The following is a 20,564-nucleotide window of genomic DNA, read 5'->3' as shown; positions in this document are numbered from 1 at the left end:
TCCAACATGATTCTGTTAATTCATCAGATATTCAGTAACACAAGCACGATGGTTGCCACTACGCAACAGAGAAAAATCACGTACAATAAAGCGGTAATTTGAATTAGGAAAATATCAATGCCACCATTTGTATTGGTCGATGGGTCATACTTTTTATTTCGTGCCTTTCACGCACTCCCACCTCTAACAACATCAACGGGATTACAGACCAATGCGATTCGTGGAGCAATCTCGGCAATCCAAAAGCTTATGCGTCGTGTACAACCAACCCATATGGCTGTTATTTTCGACACACCTGAACCGACTTTTCGTCATCAGCTTTCACCGATTTATAAAGGTGATCGCCCAAGTATGCCTGAAGAATTATCCCAACAAATTCCTTATTTACATGCGCTAATTCGCGCCTTGGGGATTCCACTTCACACCCTTCCAGGTGCTGAAGCTGATGACATTATCGGTACCTTAGCCAAACGTGCTGAAAAAGAAGGTTATCAAGTTTTGATCTCAACTGGCGATAAAGACATGGCGCAGTTGGTGACAGATAAAGTGACATTGGAAGACAGTTTCAAAGACAAACCAATGGATGTTGATGGTGTCATTGAAAAATTTGGAGTACGTCCAGATCAGATTATTGATTATCTTACTTTAATGGGAGACGCATCAGATGGTATTCGTGGGGTTCCTGGGGTAGGTGCAAAAACTGCCGCCAAGCTTTTAAATGAATATGGTTCAATCGATGGCATTTTAAAAAATGTGGACAATATCAAGGGTAAAGTTGGACAAAGTCTAAAAGACAATGTTGATGGGATTACTCTTGATCATCAACTTGCCAGCATCATCATTGACCTTGATTTAAACATCAGCTATGAAGACTTAAAACTTTGCGATCCTGATGTTGAAGCATTGCGCAACTTATATACAGAGCTTGAGTTCCGTAACCAATTACAGTCTTTAGATCATCCCAACAATCCCAATAGTTCAACCTATAAACAAACTGCACAAAGTGCCATCAAAACTGAACAAGCTGTTGAAAGTGAAATCACCGATCAAGCCACAAGTTCAAGTGTCGATGACCGTTTAGGTGAAGCAACATATCATACTGTATTAAGTCAAGATGTTTGGGACAAAGTATTCCAGCGTTTAAGTACGGCAAAACGCTTTGCAATTGATACAGAAACCACAAGTTTGGATTATCGTGTTGCTGAAATGGTAGGTTTCTCGCTTGCATTCGATGCGCATGATGCCTATTACATCCCTTTAGCACATGATTATGAAGATGCGCCAGAGCAACTCAATCGCGAAACAATCATTCAACAAATTAAACCTATTTTAGAAGATCCAAATATTGAAAAAATTGGGCATCATTTAAAATATGATGCGCATATTTTTGAAAACCATGGGATTCATCTACAAGGTTGGTTCTTTGACACCATGTTGGCATCTTATGTGTTGAACTCAGTAGCAACTCGTCATGGTATGGATGATGTTGCTCGTGTTTATCTGAGTCATTTAACGACAACCTTTGAACAGGTTGCGGGTAAAGGGACGAAGCAAAAAACCTTTAATCAAATTGATATTGAAACTGCTGGTCATTACGCAGCAGAAGATGCGCATGTCACTTATCGCCTTTATGAAGTATTAGAACGAAAACTCAAAGAAATCCCTGAGCTCAGCGGAATTTTACACAATATTGAAATGCCTGTTGCCAGCGTTCTGACCAGTATGGAAGAAAATGGTATTGAGCTAGATTTAAAATTTTTGGATCAACTCAGTGTTGATTTTGCCAATACAATTCAAAACCTTGAAAATCAAATTATTGAGATCGCTGGTGAATCTTTTAATGTCGGCTCACCAAAGCAAGTGGGTGAAGTCTTATTTGAAAAACTGGGTTTAAAAGGGGGCAAGAAAACAGCAACAGGACAATACAGTACCTCTGAAGCTGTCTTGGAAAAAATTGATCATCCAATAACCCAACTGATCATTGAGTATCGTGGTTTAACCAAATTGCGAAGTACTTATACTGAGGCTTTGGTCAAACAAGCGAATAATGATACCCACCGAGTACATACGAGCTATCATCAAGCGTTAACTGCAACTGGTCGTTTATCTTCAACAGATCCGAACTTACAAAATATTCCAATACGTGAAGAAATTGGGCGACAAATTCGTAAAGCATTTATTGCACCCAAAGGTCGTGTGTTACTCGCTGCCGATTATTCTCAAATTGAATTACGTTTAATGGCACATTTTTCGCAAGATGATGCTCTAGTCGATGCCTTTAAAAATGGGCAAGATGTACACCGCCGCACAGCATCTGAAGTATTGGGCGTTGCTCTTGAAAATGTGACTTCTGACCAACGTCGTCAAGCGAAAGCCGTGAACTTTGGCTTATTGTATGGGATGTCTGAGTTTGGCTTGATTCGTCAATTGGGCTTTACCCGTGAAGAATCACAAAACTACATCAAACAATATTTCCACCGTTATCCAGGCATTTATGAGTATATGCAACGTACTCGTCAGGTCGCTTTGGAGCAAGGTTTTGTTGAAACCATTACAGGTCGTCGTTTATATACACCAGATATTGATGCACGGAATATGATGGTGCGCAAAGGTGCTGAACGTGCTGCAATTAATGCGCCATTGCAGGGCTCAGCAGCAGAAATCATTAAAATGGCAATGATTGAAGTTGATAAAATCCTACCTAAAGATCAAGCAAAACTTCTTTTACAGGTTCACGATGAATTGGTGTTTGAGGTCGATGAAGCTGTTGCCGATCAAGTGGCTAAACAGATTAAAGATGTCATGCAAAAAGTTGTGACTTTATCTGTCCCTTTGGAGGTTGAGGTTGGTCAAGGCAAGAACTGGGGAGAGGCACATTAAGTAAGCCCAGTTTTTAATCTATTCTCTTTATAAGGGAGCGTAGATTAAAACATATCCTTCGCATCACAAGATTAAGATGGAAGTCAAATCAAAACACTTCTATCTTAATTGCGTGGACTATTTTTAGAATCAATTATTTGGGCTTTTGTTGTTGATCAACTTATCCTAGACTGAATCAACGTGATCTTCAGTATATAGCTTTGTTGATCCGCCTTTACAGTAAATCTGTATTTTTTCAACTCTTCGCGTAATGGTTGATAAAGATGAGATTTTGATGGATGAATGAGATTTAATATTTTAGATTGATTTTCCAATATATTCTGTCAAATAAAAATGCCCCACAAATGGAGCATTTTTATTTATAAAAAATTAGATTTTAATCTATCAAAGCCAAGAATACTTAGCCGATCACAATTTGCTGATTAATCATATCCATTAAATCTATTTTACTCTTACCTTCAATAATTAATATATCCGCCCATTCATGCTGAGTATTTAAACTACCATCACGATCTACTTTGAGTACTGCATTACCGCGACCATCATCTTCAATTTTGATAAATTCTCCAATATTACTTTTATCTGAAAGTAAGCCATCAAAGAAATCAGAACTGAATTCAATTTTATCGTTTGATTGGTAATCCACCCAAACATCAGTACCATTGCCGCCAGTAGCATCAGCATTGATAAGCACATCATACATGATGGTGTCATTACCACGACCTGTAGAAATAATATCATTGCCAGAACCGCCATAAATAATATCATTACCTGCACCTGCAATAATAATGTCATCACCAGCACCACCATAGATCGTATCATTCCCACCCTTAGTGACTGGGTCATTCGCATCAGCTTCAACAAATTTCTTATAATTTTCTTTCACAAAATCATAAATTTGCTGTTGGGTTGGTTCTGCTCCACTTGTGACTTCTGCTTTTAAATACGCAATCAGTGTTGAATAACCTGAATATTGTGGATGCATCAAAGGATCTCTACCTGACCATGTAATCCAGTTGGTATTCATCGCGTCACCAAACAAGATATCATCACCTGCACCACCTTTAATGGTATCGCTGCCTACATCAGCAGGTACAAAGTTTTCTGAACCGCCGATCAAATATGCAATGAGTTTATCCGCATCAGCAATTGCTTTCGCTTCTCCATGATTTGAACCACTCCAAGCACCAGGTAGCTTGTTTCCATTCGCATCTGTATTGTCGTAGCGTGACACAGTTGCATCACTTACAGCACTACTCACACCAACAGCAAAGACTTTACTTTGATCAGCCAATGGACGGAAGGCGCTATCTAGTGTGTTTTGCGAACTATTTGGCTCACCATCCGTAATATAATATGTTTGATTTTCAAAGTTAGCATCAGACACATCATTGAACCAATTTACGGCTTTATTAAAACCTATTTCAGGATAAGTTCCGCCTCCTGCTTGAAGTCCATCATTTTTTCCAGTTCCAATATCCGCAAAGATTTGATCAATATTGTCTACGCTTACATTGGTATAGATTTTATTGACGGTGTTTCCAAGACTATTATTTGCTGAAAAAGATGCGATTTGTAAATTAATCGTACCGTCATGATCAACCATCTGTTGAATAAAGGCTTTTAAACCTTTCTTGGCAATTTCAAGACGGGTTTCGCCTTCTGGAACATTCGCGCCATTTCTAATCGTTCCTGCCATATTAAATAGCATACTTCCTGACAAGTCTAAAACGATGGATACGTTATAGTTCTTTCCTGCCACAAAGTTTGTTTTTAAACCACCCGTATCTCCTGCGATTAGATCATCACCTGATGTACCAATAATGGAGTTATCGCCATTTGTCACACCTGTTGACTGATCATTTTTGATCACAGGATCAACTGTTTCTACGTCATGATCTTGAATCGTATTTCCATTACGATCATTGGTTTTTGCAACAACATCTACTGTAGAACCTTGTGTACCTGTTGCAATACCATCTGCTGGCGTTAACTCATAAACATAATGACCATTTGAATCTGTTTGAACCGTTCTATCAACTTCAACTTGTTCTCCATTTTCATCATAGCCCTTGATAGTAATCACCACATCGCTATTTGGTGCAACATCTGTGGTGGTTCCAGTGATTTTACCTGCTGTATTGATCTCAACCGTAATCTCAGCTGTGACCAAGTCTAAGCCAGTATCGTCAGGCGTACTTGGATCGTTGTCGTTATCGCCTTGACCTGCAAGATGATCGGTGGCTGGTCCAACTCCTTGACCGTTGCGATCTGTAGTCGTGGCTTCAACATTCACTGCCGATCCATCTACGATACCATCAGCGACCGTGAGTTCTGTCTGGTAGTTGCCATCCGCATCGGTCTTCACCGTCTTGTGAATCACGACATCTTTACCTGCTGCATCTTTACCGGTGATGGTAATCACCACATCGCTATTTGGTGCAACATCTGTGGTGGTTCCAGTGATTTTACCTGCTGTATTGATCTCAACCGTAATCTCAGCTGTGACCAAGTCTAAGCCAGTATCGTCAGGCGTATTTGGATCGTTGTCGTTATCACCTTGACCTGCAAGATGATCGCTTGCTGGTCCAACACCTTGACCGTTGCGATCTGTAGTAGTCGCTTCAACAGTGACACTTGAACCATCTACGATGCCATCAGCGACCGTAAGTTCTGTTTGGTAGTTGCCATCAGCATCGGTCTTCACTGTCTTGTGAATCACGACATCTTTGCCTGCTGCATCTTTACCGGTGATGGTAATCACCACATCGCTATTCGGTGCAACATCTGTGGTGGTTCCAGTGATTTTACCCGCTGTATTGATCTCAACCGTGATCTCAGCTGTAACCAAGTCTAAGCCAGTATCGTCAGGCGTACTTGGATCGTTGTCGTTATCACCTTGACCTGCTAGATGATCGCTTGCTGGTCCAACACCTTGACCGTTGCGATCTGTAGTAGTCGCTTCAACAGTGACACTTGAACCATCTACGATGCCATCAGCGACCGTAAGTTCTGTTTGGTAGTTGCCATCCGCATCGGTCTTCACTGTCTTGTGAATCACGACATCTTTGCCTGCTGCATCTTTACCGGTGATGGTAATCACCACATCGCTATTCGGTGCAACATCCTTGGTGGTTCCAGTGATTTTACCCGCTGTATTGATCTCAACCGTAATCTCAGCCGTGACCAAGTCTAAGCCAGTATCGTCAGGCGTACTTGGATCGTTGTCGTTATCACCTTGACCTGCAAGATGATCGCTTGCTGGTCCAACACCTTGACCGTTGCGATCTGTAGTAGTGGCTTCAACATTCACTGCCGATCCATCTACGATGCCATCAGCGACCGTAAGTTCTGTTTGGTAGTTGCCATCCGCATCGGTCTTCACTGTCTTGTGAATCACGACATCTTTGCCTGCTGCATCTTTACCGGTGATGGTAATCACCACATCGCTATTCGGTGCAACATCTGTGGTGGTTCCAGTGATTTTACCCGCTGTATTGATCTCAACCGTAATCTCAGCTGTGACCAAGTCTAAGCCAGTATCGTCAGGCGTACTTGGATCGTTGTCGTTATCACCTTGACCTGCTAGATGATCGCTTGCTGGTCCAACACCTTGACCGTTGCGATCTGTAGTAGTCGCTTCAACAGTGACACTTGAACCATCTACGATGCCATCAGCGACCGTAAGTTCTGTTTGGTAGTTGCCATCAGCATCGGTCTTCACTGTCTTGTGAATCACGACATCTTTGCCTGCTGCATCTTTACCGGTGATGGTAATCACCACATCGCTATTCGGTGCAACATCCTTGGTGGTTCCAGTGATTTTACCCGCTGTATTGATCTCAACCGTAATCTCAGCTGTGACCAAGTCTAAGCCAGTATCGTCAGGCGTACTTGGATCGTTGTCGTTATCACCTTGACCTGCAAGATGATCGCTTGCTGGTCCAACACCTTGACCGTTGCGATCTGTAGTAGTCGCTTCAACAGTAACACTTGAACCATCTACGATGCCATCAGCGACCGTAAGTTCTGTTTGGTAGTTGCCATCAGCATCGGTCTTCACTGTCTTGTGAATCACGACATCTTTGCCTGCTGCATCTTTACCGGTGATGGTAATCACCACATCGCTATTCGGTGCAACATCCGTGGTGGTTCCAGTGATTTTACCCGCTGTATTGATCTCAACCGTAATCTCAGCTGTGACCAAGTCTAAGCCAGTATCGTCAGGCGTACTTGGATCGTTGTCGTTATCACCTTGACCTGCAAGATGATCGCTTGCTGGTCCAACACCTTGACCGTTGCGATCTGTAGTAGTGGCTTCAACATTCACTGCCGATCCATCTACGATGCCATCAGCGACCGTAAGTTCTGTTTGGTAGTTGCCATCAGCATCGGTCTTCACTGTCTTGTGAATCACGACATCTTTGCCTGCTGCATCTTTACCGGTGATGGTAATCACCACATCGCTATTCGGTGCAACATCCTTGGTGGTTCCAGTGATTTTACCCGCTGTATTGATCTCAACCGTAATCTCAGCCGTGACCAAGTCTAAGCCAGTATCGTCAGGCGTACTTGGATCGTTGTCGTTATCACCTTGACCTGCAAGATGATCGCTTGCTGGTCCAACACCTTGACCGTTGCGATCTGTAGTAATCGCTTCAACAGTAACACTTGAACCATCTACGATGCCATCAGCGACCGTAAGTTCTGTTTGGTAGTTGCCATCAGCATCGGTCTTCACTGTCTTGTGAATCACGACATCTTTGCCTGCTGCATCTTTACCGGTGATGGTAATCACCACATCGCTATTCGGTGCAACATCCGTGGTGGTTCCAGTGATTTTACCCGCTGTATTGATCTCAACCGTAATCTCAGCTGTGACCAAGTCTAAGCCAGTATCGTCAGGCGTACTTGGATCGTTGTCGTTATCGCCTTGACCTGCTAGATGATCGCTTGCGGGTCCAACACCTTGACCGTTGCGATCTGTAGTAGTCGCTTCAACAGTGACACTTGAACCATCTACGATGCCATCAGCGACCGTAAGTTCTGTTTGGTAGTTGCCATCAGCATCGGTCTTCACTGTCTTGTGAATCACGACATCTTTGCCTGCTGCATCTTTACCGGTGATGGTAATCACCACATCGCTATTCGGTGCAACATCCTTGGTGGTTCCAGTGATTTTACCCGCTGTATTGATCTCAACCGTAATCTCAGCTGTGACCAAGTCTAAGCCAGTATCGTCAGGCGTATTTGGATCGTTGTCGTTATCGCCTTGACCTGCAAGATGGTCGCTTGCTGGTCCAACACCTTGACCGTTACGATCTGTAGTAGTCGCTTCAACAGTGACACTTGAACCATCTACGATGCCATCAGCGACCGTAAGTTCTGTTTGGTAGTTGCCATCCGCATCGGTCTTCACCGTCTTGTGAATCACGACATCTTTGCCTGCTGCATCTTTACCTGTGATGGTAATCACCACATCGCTATTCGGTGCAACATCCTTGGTGGTTCCAGTGATTTTACCCGCTGTATTGATCTCAACCGTAATCTCAGCTGTGACCAAGTCTAAGCCAGTATCGTCAGGCGTATTTGGATCGTTGTCGTTATCGCCTTGACCTGCAAGATGATCGCTTGCTGGTCCAACACCTTGACCGTTGCGATCTGTAGTAGTGGCTTCAACATTCACTGCCGATCCATCTACGATGCCATCAGCGACCGTAAGTTCTGTTTGGTAGTTGCCATCAGCATCGGTCTTCACTGTCTTGTGAATCACGACATCTTTGCCTGCTGCATCTTTACCGGTGATGGTAATCACCACATCGCTATTCGGTGCAACATCTGTGGTGGTTCCAGTGATTTTACCCGCTGTATTGATCTCAACCGTAATCTCAGCTGTGACCAAGTCTAAGCCAGTATCGTCAGGCGTACTTGGATCGTTGTCGTTATCACCTTGACCTGCAAGATGATCGCTTGCTGGTCCAACACCTTGACCGTTGCGATCTGTAGTCGTGGCTTCAACATTCACTGCCGATCCATCTACGATGCCATCAGCGACCGTAAGTTCTGTTTGGTAGTTGCCATCAGCATCGGTCTTCACTGTCTTGTGAATCACGACATCTTTGCCTGCTGCATCTTTACCGGTGATGGTAATCACCACATCGCTATTCGGTGCAACATCTGTGGTGGTTCCAGTGATTTTACCTGTATTATCAATGTGAATGTCTATGTTACTGTCTACACGATCAAGCCCAGCACTTTCGTCCTCTGGAGTATTTGGATCATCAGTCGCATTTTTACCTAACTGATCTTCCGCTTGAACAGTATTGCCATTACGATCAACAACTTCTGAACTTACAGTCAAATCACCATCCACAAATTCTTCTGGAACTTCAGCTGTATAGCTTCCATCTGGCTGAACAGTAACTTCGATGTCTTTGCTTAATGTATTTCCGTTCTTGTCTTGTCCTGTAATGGTAATAACAACTTTCGTTCCTTCAGGAATATTTTCTGTTTTACCAATGATTGAGCCATCCGTTTTTACTTCAACACTATTTTTCCCATTGGGAATATTTTCTTTATTTTTATCATTATCATGTGTTGCTGCGATGACACCACCGACTACACCTGTCCCAATCAGCCAAGGAAGCATTCCAGTCAAATGACTACTTGCTTCAGGTAATAATGCTTCCAGCCCTGTGATTTCTTTAAAGCCTGAAACTCCATCAAACCAATATAAGATACAACCATCTTCATCTTCAAAGACTAAATCTGAAGTTACTTCTTGGTGAACTACAAAGAAGTTTTCAATAACAATCACTTCACCGTTTTTAAGCTTTAATAATAAATGATCACCATCTCGAATATATTCAGCCACATCATCTCTATTCATTTTAGTATGAATAATTGATGCTTCTGACAAAGTGATATGGTTGGTATCTACCGTTGATTTACTTAAAGAATCTTTTTCAATTACAACAAAATTAGCCATTTTTTACCTAAGGAGATTATGTACATTTATCTTTTAAAAAATCAATTACTTAAAAATATGCACGCAGAAACCCTACAAAAATGAAATTTTTGATGGGGTTGGGAGATATTTATGAGTAAAAAATAAATCGATAATTAAGTATGATTACATTTGAGGTACGACAGTTTGAGTGGGTTCACTTTTGTTAGAACATTGAAGCGTCTGACCGTCATTTAAAATAAACGGTTTTCCCTCTCCATCTACTGAAAGTAAAAAATTATGACTATTCAACTTTTGCACATCTACATCAACATCACAGCTAAAGCATGATTCAGTATTGCAATTTTTCACTTTAAAATTATAAACTTCAGACTTTAAGTGATACTTTGCCGTATTATTTATATAAAAGTTCCCTGCTTGTATACGATCAATATAGAAATCAATCGCACACTTCTGATGTGTTGCGGTATCCCCAGAACAAAGCTTTTCATCTCTTTTCACAAGAACAATTTGATTGTTCGTCAAACTTTTCTCTTGAAACCTTAAATTTGATGGTTTTTGATACTGATTGCTTACACAGGCTGTCATACCTATTGCAGCAGTCACTACCATCAAAATAACTTTTGACATCACCGTACTCCGACATTAAAAATAATCGATAAAATCACAACATTAAAATAAGCAGGTTTAGATGAAAAAACAGATCATTTATATCTCGTATTATCTTTATATGATATTCAATTAAATCTATATTCCATCCAGCACAAATCAATAAAGCATAAGGATTAAAATAATTACAAAAATAGAAAACCCATTAATTTAAAATCAAAAATAGACTAAATAAACTTCAACAAAAAAATGCAAAACAATACCCTTACCGAAATATTTTATAAAAATAAATCAGCAAAATTTATGTATATTTTTTACACTAAAATTGGGAGATAACTTCAGCCTAAATAGATTAAATATTATTCAATACAGGTATTTTTCATTCATGTATTCGCATAAATTAAGTCCTTTAAATTTAACTTTATGAGATTTAACTCACACAATCCTAGCATAAAAATGATACAAATCATTATCTTTTTTTTATTTGATGATAAATTTTTTATGATTTTTTAGGTTTTCTTTATAAAAAAACAATTATCATATCAACGGGTTAAAAAAAGTATTTTTTATAAAGAATACATTTACAATTTTATTTTATTTTTATATTTTTTATCCAGAAAATGCTCAGCATATAATCTCTTATCTCTCGCATAATCTCTAAAATACAAATGTATAGATTATAATTCCATAAACATTAAATTAAATATTATATTCTTTGCAAAGCCACAATCTATAATCATTTATTAATAACCAATACACTATCATTCATTGTTTAATTAACAATCAAAACAATAGCTAAATTTATATTAAATTTAAATCATTCTGCTAAAATCAAATCATTACTGTGTAAAATAAAATAATATTTACGAGAAACTTGAAATAAACCAATGCCGATAATTACAAGCATGATTAGGTGCCATTCAGGAATGTTAATCACTCACAAACCCATAATTTTTTTAAAAAGATTGGGTGCAATCAGTCTATGTGTTCTGATTCAGAACAATAGCCATGCACAAGACACCCACTATTTAAAAGGCATCAAGGAAAGTGTATCGAGTTTAATCAAACCCAAAGATGACTCCTCCTTTCGTACCGTGCAACTTAAACAACTCGCTGACTTTGAATACCAACCCGAGCAAAGCACAGCGAGCCCTTTGCCCGTGGTCAAACCCTATCTGGGGCAAAAGGCGTCTTTAAATAATCTCTATCTGGAAAATCCACCAACTGCCCAGCAATATGCAGTACCCACACGGACCTTAAGCCTTGAAGAAGCCGTGCAAATTGCAGTCAAACGCAATCCCAATATTGCCCAAACCATTTCTACTCTGGCTTCCCAAAATGCCAATATTGATGTCGCCAAGGCACAATACTATCCACAATTAAAAGCTGGCATGAATACTGGTGACTTCACCTCAAATGATAAAGGGCGACAGCTATATTCTGTTGAAGCCAATCAATTGCTCTATGATTTTGGTAAAGTCAAAAGCAGTGTCACCACACAACAAAATAAATTGGCGGTTGAACAAGCCAATGTCTTGATCAGTATTGATGAAATCTCTACCCAGACGGCTCGAGATATTTTAGGTTTATTGAGATATCGTAATATTATAAAAATCGCCCAAGATCAATTTAATGGGGTCAGTCGCTTACATGAGATTGCACGTTTAAGAGCCGAAGCAGGCATCAGCAGTCATGCAGACCCTGTGCAAGCGCAAAGTTATGTTGAATATTCTCGTTCCTACCTGATTACCCAGCAGAATTTTCTTAAACAGCAAGAACAAAAGTTACGTACCTTATTGGGTTTTGATGTCAGTCAAATTGAGTTCAATATTCCTGATGAATTCGTCAAGCAATCAGGGCTATATGACGACCCCGAAGTCAATACCATCCCCAGTATGATTGCCGCAAAGGCTGAAATTGATGTGGCACAAAGCCAAAAGAAACAAACTCAACTCAGTGTCTATCCGACCATTTCTTTGGTGGGTGCGGTGACCAAAGCATTGAATGGGCAAAATCCCAATACAGGGATTGAGAATGATACCGACAGTTCGATTGGGGTACAGATGTCGAGTAATTTCTATCAAGGCGGTGCAGTGGGTTCACAGGTTAAAGCAGCAAATTATGCTGAACAAGCCGCCCGTGCCAAGCTGAATGCCACCTATCTCAATATTATGGATCAAGCCCAGATTGCCCGTGAAAGTATTGAAAACACCGATAAACAAATTTGGGTATTGATGGACCGAGAACGTTCAACTGCCAAAACCCGAGAGCTGTATGAAGAACAATACAAACTCGGCAAACGTTCGATTTTAGATTTACTCAGTTCAGAACAATCGTACCAAAGTTCAAGGATTGAAAGAGAAGCAGCACGATTTGATATCTATGACACGATTGCATTATTTATCAATGTAACCGGAAAGAGTAGACATGCTTATCATTTAAATAATATTCAAATTCAGGGGTTTGAAGTTCAGCCATGAATAATAATAGATTAAATTATCAACCCTGGTTACAAGCCATTATCGCGGTTGCACAACATTATCGTATTCAACCCTCAGAAGAACAAATTCGTCTGCAACTGGATTGGAATAAATATCACAATCTTGATGACATGCTGGCACTGATTACCCGTCAAGTTGGCTTAAATATACGTCAAGCTGACTTTAGCACGGATGTTCTCAATCCATGGCGCTTGCCGGTGGTAGTTGAGCTGAATGATGGTCAGGTGGCGGTGATTGAGAAAGTAGATGCTGCTGGAAATGTCAGCCTACAACTCAGTGGTGATCAAGGGCTGTCACAAAGCTTCAGTGTGCAGCAACTACAAGCCCATGCCAAGCGCGTCTATATATTTAGACCTGAAACCTCTGTACCGGATGCGCGTGTTGATGAATACATTAAGCCTTATGAAAAAAGCTGGTTCTGGGACATTGTTTTAAAAGACTGGAAACGCTATACCGACATCATGGTAGCTTCAATGATTGCCAATATTTTGGCATTGGCGACCATTATCTTCTCCATGCAAGTTTACGACCGTGTGGTGCCGTCTCAATCCATTCCGACCTTGTGGGTGCTTGCAGGTGGCGTACTGATCGCTGCAATCTTTGAATTTGTTCTGCGAATTGCACGGGTCTATTTATCCGATATTATCGGTAAACGTGCCGACTTAAAGATTTCAGATCGGGTATTTGGTCATGCACTGCGCATTCGCAATAAAGACCGAGCACGTTCAACAGGCTCTTTTATTTCGCAGATTCGCGAACTAGAAGGGGTCCGTGAATTGGTCACCTCAACCACCATCAGTGCAATTGCCGACCTTCCTTTTTTCTTCCTGTTCTTGGTGATTTTTTGGATGATTGGAGGCAACATTTTCTGGGTGATGTTGCTGGTGGTGCCGCTGATGATTGTTCCGGGCTTTTTGGTACAAAAGAAATTGGCACAATTGGCAACTGAAGGTATGCGTGAATCGGCAATTCGTAATGCGATTTTGGTTGAAGCGGTGCAAGGCATTGAAGATATCAAACTACTGCGTGCTGAAGCCCGATTCCAAAATCAATGGAATCACATGAATGAAGTCTCAGCAGATGTCAGCATGCGTCAACGAAAAATTGTCGGTTGGTTAAATGCATGGACACAGAAGATTCAAGGCTTGACCTATGCAATCGTAGTCTTGGTCGGTTGTTTTGCAGTGATGAAAGGTGACATGACTACAGGTGCCTTGGTGGCGTGTTCGATTCTCTCTTCACGGATGTTGGCACCTATTTCTCAAGTGACGGGTGTGCTTGGGCGTTGGCAACAAGCCAAAGTGGCAAAGAATGGTTTAGATGAGTTAATGCAAAAACCGGTTGACCGCCCTGAGCGTGCTCAATTGATTCAGCGTAAAGTGCTGTTAGGGGATTATGATTTTAAAGGGGTGGTGTTTAAATATACCGAAGACGATCCACGTCCGACCTTGGTGATACCGCAACTCAAAATTGCGGTCGGAGAAAAGGTGGCGATTCTGGGACGCAATGGTGCAGGAAAATCGAGCCTTTTACAATTACTTGCCGGGATGCAACTGCCTGTCCAAGGTAAAATTAGTCTGGATGGTGTCGATCAATCCTTGCTTGATCCTGATGATATTCGCCGAGATATGGCACTGCTCAATCAAAATGCCCATTTATTCTTTGGGACCATCCGAGAAAACTTAACCTTGGGTGCGCCCTTGGCAACCGATGAAGAAATTGTGCGTGCCTTGCAAATCACCAATGCATTGGAAATCGTAGAGCAGAAAAAAGAAGGCTTGGACCATACCATTCTTGAGGGAGGTGTGGGCTTTTCAGGTGGACAAAAACAAGCGCTATTGCTGACCCGGTTGCTGTTGAGAAACCCGAATATTGTGTTGTTGGATGAACCTACCGCCTCGATTGATGATGTGTCTGAAAAAGTATTGATTCAACATCTTAAACAATGGCTGGGTCATCGCACTTTGGTGGTGGCCACCCATCGCCCTGCAGTATTACAACTGGTGGATCGGATTATTGTGGTACATGAAGGTAAAATTATTAAAGATGGACCACGAGATGCCATTTTAAATCCTCAACATCAACCGAATGCGGGAGGTGCTTCAGCATGAGCCAAGAACAAAATCCGCAAAAGATTGAACTGCAAAGCACGACAGCTGCTGACTCCGATGATCGTGAGACGAGCGATCTGCTCAAGCGTCCCAGCAATCCCTCAGCACTCAAGTTTTCAGAACCGCCCTTGCCTAAATCCAGTTTTATTATTTGGATCGTGGCAGTGGGCTTATTGGCATTCTTGATTTGGGCATGCGTTTTTAAATTGGAAGAAGTTTCAACGGGCACAGGCAAAGTAATTCCTTCGTCCAAAGAGCAAATCATTCAATCCTTAGATGGTGGGGTGCTCACCAGTTTGGATGTCAAAGAAGGTGATATTGTACAAAAAGGACAAACCCTTGCTCAGATTGACCCCACCCGTTTTGAGTCACAAGTCGGAGAAAGCCAGACTAAATTACTGGCAACCCAAGCCACTGCTGCACGTTTAGAGGCGGAAGTAAATGGTACACCGCTACGCTTCCCTAAAGATGTATTGGCAGTATCAGCCTTGGTTCGAGAGGAAACGGCACTGTATACCTCTCGTCGTGCCAATTTGGATGAGTCCATCACGGGGTTAAAACATGCCTTGGCTTTGGTGCAAAATGAATTGCAAATGACTCAACCTTTGGTGGCGAAAGGTGCGGCATCCGAAGTTGAAGTGTTACGTCTAAAACGAGATATCAATAACTTTGAAAATCAGATCAATGACAAGCGTAATGACTACTATGTAAAGTCACGTGAAGAGTTGGCGAAAGCCAATGCAGATATTCAATCGTTACAGCAAATCGTGGCAGGTCGAAATGACTCAGTCAAACGTTCCACCTTTAAAGCGCCTGTCCGTGGTGTGGTCAAAGAAATTGCCGTGACCACGATTGGTGGGGTGGTACCGCAAAATGGCAAGTTAATGACCATTGTTCCGATTGATGAGCAGTTATTGATTGAAGCACGTATTTCCCCACGAGATATTGCGTTTATTCATCCGGGGCAGCCGGCTTTAGTGAAAATCACGGCCTATGACTACTCTATTTATGGTGGTTTGGAAGGTAAAGTGACGGTGATTTCACCGGATACTATCCGTGATGAGGTGAAACAAGATCAGTTTTACTATCGCGTCTATATTCGAACCAATAAAGATAAACTGGTGAATAAAGCGGGTAAATCTTTTTCGATTACGCCGGGTATGGTGGCTACTGTTGATATTCGCACAGGTCAGAAAACCATTATTGAATACTTGTTGAAACCATTCAATAAAGCCAAAGAAGCATTAAGAGAGCGTTAATTTTTAGATCATCAAGCATGGGTTGAAATACATCAATGGAAATAAAAAACCAATCTACGGATTGGTTTTTTATTGGTGTTTATTCTTATCTATAAGTCTTGCAATGTTAAAATAATGCTATCTTGAAACTCATCCTAGTGACGAAAACATAGACGACAAATATGATTTTAACGGTGTGAATAGGAGCAACGAACGAGCTAACCATTGGACACATTTATAACGAATCATTGATGATTAAGATGACTTATTTGCTCAAACAACATGAGCGAAAATACGACAATTTAGTCAGACCATAACAGCTTTATTTTTTGAACGTCAGAGACGATATTTTAAATAAATTCCAAATGCGGAAAAGTTTTTATGATCTCCAAACGCCTCTTTGGCGGCACTTTTAGGGTTAAGCCAACTATAGGATAAAGAGGTGTACAGTTTAGTTGTAGGTACCCACTCTAAATAAATACTGTACTCATCCGCAAAACGACGATTACGAACAGGTGTTCCAAAATAATTAGCTTTATCCAATGCCAACTGATAATAAATTGTTCCGAATGTAAGTTGATCATTCAATTGGGATTTAATCGAAAATTGCTGAACTTTTTCATTGCTATTGTACAAAGCATAATTTCCCGCAACATCACCCAATAACCAAGTTCCCCACCCAATATAACCTTTACTTAACGCATTCCAACTACGGCGTTGCTTGTCTTGAAAATTATCATCTCCAGAAAAAAAAGAATATCGATAACCTAATGTAGGTTGAAATGGCAAACCGTCAAAAACATAGTCAGCTTGGGTATACCAGGCATTTGCCTGATAACTCACACCATCCCCACGACCGCGTTGAATTGCATATTCACCGTTCAGGTTAAGGCTGGAATCAGTGCTGATTTAGCATTTAATGCCCTTAAATTATAAACTTGCATTCCATCTTTAGGGGCAGCATCGGAAGAAGGAGCTTTAACTTTAAATGCAGTTAAACCCAAAGTAAGATTTTCGTTCCAATCATAATCTAGATTCGCACCATTCATTTTAAAACTGCCCAAATCATAATCTGTACCTAGCGTAAACAGCTGTGCTTTTAAATTTTGCTGTTCCCATGCAAGTACTGTGGAATTGCGAAATGCAGAACGTGGAGCAATATAATAGGTTCCATCTTGATATTGATCCAAATTACCATCCATGATGATAAAACCTGTCGCAATCGAATAATTTTGCCGTCCAGCCGTCAACTTCCAGTCACCATATCCAATACCCGCATAAAGCTCCTCAACACTGGTTCGACCATCTGAACGTCGTGTGTAGCCACCGGCATCACCATCTCCAAAAGTTTGTGAAGCAACGATTGATGTGCCAAGTATTAAATTTATATCTGAATCTAGCTTATAGTTCAGGTTTAAATTAGGTTTTAAATAAGCTTCTTGCCAAGTTGCTTGTTGACCTGTCATTGTCTGATCACGTAAATCGATTCGCCCACTACCAAAATTAATATGATCTGCATACAGATTGGCAGCAGTTATGGTTAATCCCAATTCTCCAGTAAGATTTCCTGATTTTATTTCATAATCAGCAACAGCTGCTAAAGGCACAAAGGAAAGTACAACAACACACAACATAGAATGAAAATAAGATGATTTTTCCATAATCAATATCTCCTTGAAATTATTTTTAGTTTTTGCTTTTGGATGGATACTCTTGAACTCCGCAGAGTTTGATGGCAACAAGATAAAAAATAGAAGTTAGAATTAACCCCACAACCCATGAAATATCAGCACCATTCAATACATGGGCAATAGAACCTGTATACAACTCTGTGGCAATAAATGGGATTTGAACAACAACCCCAAAGATGTATGCCGAGACAGCCAAAATGTTAAATTTTCCATATTTCCCTCCATCTTGTAGAAAAAATGATTTCACATCATATTCACCATGCCGAACCCAGTAATAATCCACCAAATTTACTGCTGTCCAAGGGATAAGGACGTAAATCAGTAAGAAGATAAAATTGGTAAACATCGGCAAGAAATTACTGGATGCTTTAATCCCAATCCACAATGCGATGCCAATAAACACAAAAGAAATCTGAACTCTACCCTTTGCTGACGGGATAAATGATGGAATAAGGGTTTGAATAAAAGAGATTAAGGTCAATACACCACAATATAAATTCATTGAATTTATGGCTGCGATTGCGATGACAAGGATAAAAATAATTCCACTGCCTAGTTCTGGTACATAGTTGATCAATCCAGAAATAACATCACCATTGGATGTCAACAATCCGATTGTGATCCCCAAGGACATGGGGATAATCGTCCCCAAAGAGCATCCCCAATAAGTTGCCCAAAATGCGGACCGAGCTCCTGTTTCTTTAGGCAGATAACGACTTGCATCAGAGACATAAGGTGCATAGGCTATTTGCCATAAAGCTGCTATCGAAAGTGAGGCAAGAAAACCAGTTGCAGAAAAAGAGTTTCTTTCAAAAAAGTCTAGCGGTAATCCATAAATAATGAATACCCATATATATGCCAAAACAAACCCGATCCCACAAATGACAAAGATAATTTTGGTAAAGAGGTGAATCAGCCTATAGCCAACGATGGCACCTGTCACAGCGACAATACCTGCCAGTAAAATCCCGAAAGATTGACTGAATGAGGGAATAAGCAAGTTGATCGCCTGTCCTGCCAAAGTTATATTGGAGGCAAGAAAACCAACATACATGATCACCACAATTCCTAAAATCGGCAATGCGCCAAGAGATCCAAACTGTCCCTTGGTTTGAATCATTTGCGGTACACCAAGTTGAGGACCTTGAGCTGCATGTAAGGCTGCAAAAATAGCACCAATCAACGTTCCCAAAATCGTACTGAGAATCGCGGATATAAAAGATTGCTGAAAAATAATGACAGAAAGTGATCCTGTCACAAAGGTCAATAACATCAAATTCCCACCAAACCATAAGGTAAAGAGGTCCAAAGGTCGACCATGCCGTTCATTGAGTGGAATTTGCTGAATGGTATGTTGTTCAATTGAATGAACAGGTTGTTCTTGCATGATGTAGCTCCTTATATAAAGGAAGATTTAAAATTTAGATTTCTTGTTTAAATTGCTTTTTTTAGAGATGTAAACTCCCCTGCGTCTCAAGTACGCATTTGAAAAATATTGAAGTGAGTGGGTGAAAAAAATTGTGCTATCAGTGCATCGGTTCAAGCACAATGTCATCAAACAAGGCTTGTATATTCTGCTGAATTGCACCTTCAAAAATAATCACAATTCTTGTTTTTGGGTCATCATCTGACCATGTATCGAGGTAAGACTCTGGAAATAAATAATGCTGTACACCATGTATTACAACAGGTCTCAAAGACTCCCTGATATGAATCAAACCTTTGATTCGGAGTAAATTCTCTCCATACAGGCGAGCGAGTTTCTGAAGAAACTGGGTTATACTCCGCCAAGCTAATGGTTGATCAGCATATAAACATAAACTACTCATACCTAGGTGCAGTGATTGACCCAACTTGTTTCTCAGATGACTATTTTGTTTAAACCATTGGACCTGCGGTAAATCACGTACAATTGGATACTGTTCGCGATCAAAAATTAATGAAGCAACAGCTTCTACATCTGAAGAATCAATGATTTCAGCAGCATCATTTAAAGCCGCTATCCCTTCAACGAAATTATGAAAGGCATGAGATAAATCGGTTTTCGTTAAAATGATTTTGTCTGCAACAGCGATTTGACGGATTCTTTCCATGCGTTGCTGAGCTAGATTTATGGGTAATAATGTATCAACAGTCGCAATGACTGTTTGCACACTAAATAGCATTGCTATACTTTCATCTGCCAACAATAGTTTCAGTAAAGGTACAGGATCAGCCATCCCCGTTGTTTCAACAATGACCCGATCAAATATCGGTATTATTTCTGCCTGTGCACGTTGATAAAGTAATTTGAGCGTCTCTGAAAACTCAGTTTTAACACTACAGCACACGCAACCACTTTTAAGTAAAACCATATCTTGATCAATCTGACCAACCAGCAGATGATCTAAACCAATTTCTCCGATTTCGTTAATGATGACAGCGGTACGCTTCATTCGTTCATCAGCCAACAAGTTTCGGAGTAAAGTTGTTTTACCACTCCCTAGAAACCCTGTCAGTAATGTCACAGGGATACGTTTTACTGCGTTCATCTCTGTTCTCCCTAACCCAAACAAACAAACAATATT

Annotated in this window: 10 protein-coding genes; 4 read left to right on the top strand and 6 right to left on the bottom strand. The window is 40.7% G+C overall.

Going from position 1 to position 20,564, the window contains the following annotated elements:
* Positions 1-117 precede the first annotated feature (117 nt).
* A complete protein-coding gene (gene polA, locus TOL5_RS04240; RefSeq protein WP_121775808.1) occupies positions 118-2,880 on the top strand; it encodes a DNA polymerase I in 2,763 nt (920 codons plus the stop codon).
* Positions 2,881-3,280: 400 nt separating this feature from the next.
* Here polA and TOL5_RS22380 read toward each other — a convergent pair whose 3' ends face one another.
* Together TOL5_RS22380 and TOL5_RS04225 are read right to left on the bottom strand one after the other, a co-directional pair.
* A complete protein-coding gene (locus tag TOL5_RS22380) occupies positions 3,281-9,868 on the bottom strand; it encodes a BapA/Bap/LapF family prefix-like domain-containing protein (RefSeq protein WP_228740309.1) in 6,588 nt (2,195 codons plus the stop codon).
* 144 nt (positions 9,869-10,012) lie between these two features.
* The gene (locus TOL5_RS04225) at positions 10,013-10,477 is read right to left on the bottom strand and encodes a hypothetical protein (protein WP_005033551.1); all 465 of its coding nucleotides are present in this window, start codon (positions 10,475-10,477) and stop codon (positions 10,013-10,015) included.
* 905 nt (positions 10,478-11,382) lie between these two features.
* Between TOL5_RS04225 and TOL5_RS04220 the strand changes: the two genes are divergently transcribed.
* Genes TOL5_RS04220 through TOL5_RS04210 form a run of 3 tightly spaced genes read left to right on the top strand, consistent with a single transcriptional unit; the run spans position 11,383 to position 16,327 of the window.
* Positions 11,383-12,936, top strand: a complete 1,554-nt coding sequence (locus TOL5_RS04220; RefSeq protein WP_151798564.1) for a TolC family protein — start codon at positions 11,383-11,385, stop codon at positions 12,934-12,936.
* Positions 12,933-15,068, top strand: coding sequence for a type I secretion system permease/ATPase (locus TOL5_RS04215; protein WP_005033558.1), 2,136 nt, complete (start codon positions 12,933-12,935; stop codon positions 15,066-15,068). Before TOL5_RS04220 ends, TOL5_RS04215 begins: the two co-directional genes overlap by 4 nt.
* Complete coding sequence (locus tag TOL5_RS04210; RefSeq protein ID WP_227544151.1) at positions 15,065-16,327, top strand: HlyD family type I secretion periplasmic adaptor subunit; 1,263 nt, start codon at positions 15,065-15,067, stop codon at positions 16,325-16,327. The genes TOL5_RS04215 and TOL5_RS04210 overlap by 4 nt, the downstream gene beginning before the upstream one ends.
* A 315-nt stretch (positions 16,328-16,642) precedes the next feature.
* On the opposite strand, the gene TOL5_RS22375 is transcribed toward TOL5_RS04210, so the two are convergent.
* From TOL5_RS22375 to TOL5_RS04195, 4 genes are all read right to left on the bottom strand, one after another.
* Positions 16,643-17,149: a hypothetical protein gene (locus TOL5_RS22375; RefSeq protein ID WP_262478414.1), complete on the bottom strand. Its 507-nt coding sequence runs from the start codon at positions 17,147-17,149 to the stop codon at positions 16,643-16,645.
* 38 nt (positions 17,150-17,187) lie between these two features.
* Positions 17,188-17,967, bottom strand: coding sequence for a hypothetical protein (locus tag TOL5_RS22370; RefSeq protein ID WP_227544165.1), 780 nt, complete (start codon positions 17,965-17,967; stop codon positions 17,188-17,190).
* A gap of 25 nt (positions 17,968-17,992) precedes the next feature.
* Complete coding sequence (locus TOL5_RS04200; RefSeq protein WP_121775644.1) at positions 17,993-19,384, bottom strand: purine-cytosine permease family protein; 1,392 nt, start codon at positions 19,382-19,384, stop codon at positions 17,993-17,995.
* 139 nt (positions 19,385-19,523) lie between these two features.
* A complete protein-coding gene (locus TOL5_RS04195; protein WP_121775643.1) occupies positions 19,524-20,528 on the bottom strand; it encodes a CobW family GTP-binding protein in 1,005 nt (334 codons plus the stop codon).
* Positions 20,529-20,564 lie beyond the last annotated feature (36 nt).

It is taken from the genome of Acinetobacter sp. Tol 5, from assembly GCF_019702905.1.
Classification (GTDB): Bacteria; Pseudomonadota; Gammaproteobacteria; order Pseudomonadales; family Moraxellaceae; genus Acinetobacter; species Acinetobacter bereziniae.
The sequence above is the reverse complement of the archived record's forward strand: the minus strand, read 5'-3'. Positions and strand labels throughout refer to the sequence as shown.

Bases quoted from the DNA above. Each gene is read 5' to 3' on its own strand.
- polA (WP_121775808.1), top strand. From the start codon at position 118: ATGCCACCATTTGTATTGGTCGATGGGTCATACTTTTTATTTCGTGCC.
- TOL5_RS22380 (WP_228740309.1), bottom strand. From the start codon at position 9,868: ATGGCTAATTTTGTTGTAATTGAAAAAGATTCTTTAAGTAAATCAACG.
- TOL5_RS04225 (WP_005033551.1), bottom strand. From the start codon at position 10,477: ATGTCAAAAGTTATTTTGATGGTAGTGACTGCTGCAATAGGTATGACA.
- TOL5_RS04220 (WP_151798564.1), top strand. From the start codon at position 11,383: ATGTTAATCACTCACAAACCCATAATTTTTTTAAAAAGATTGGGTGCA.
- TOL5_RS04215 (WP_005033558.1), top strand. From the start codon at position 12,933: ATGAATAATAATAGATTAAATTATCAACCCTGGTTACAAGCCATTATC.
- TOL5_RS04210 (WP_227544151.1), top strand. From the start codon at position 15,065: ATGAGCCAAGAACAAAATCCGCAAAAGATTGAACTGCAAAGCACGACA.
- TOL5_RS22370 (WP_227544165.1), bottom strand. From the start codon at position 17,967: ATGGAAAAATCATCTTATTTTCATTCTATGTTGTGTGTTGTTGTACTT.
- TOL5_RS04200 (WP_121775644.1), bottom strand. From the start codon at position 19,384: ATGCAAGAACAACCTGTTCATTCAATTGAACAACATACCATTCAGCAA.
- TOL5_RS04195 (WP_121775643.1), bottom strand. From the start codon at position 20,528: ATGAACGCAGTAAAACGTATCCCTGTGACATTACTGACAGGGTTTCTA.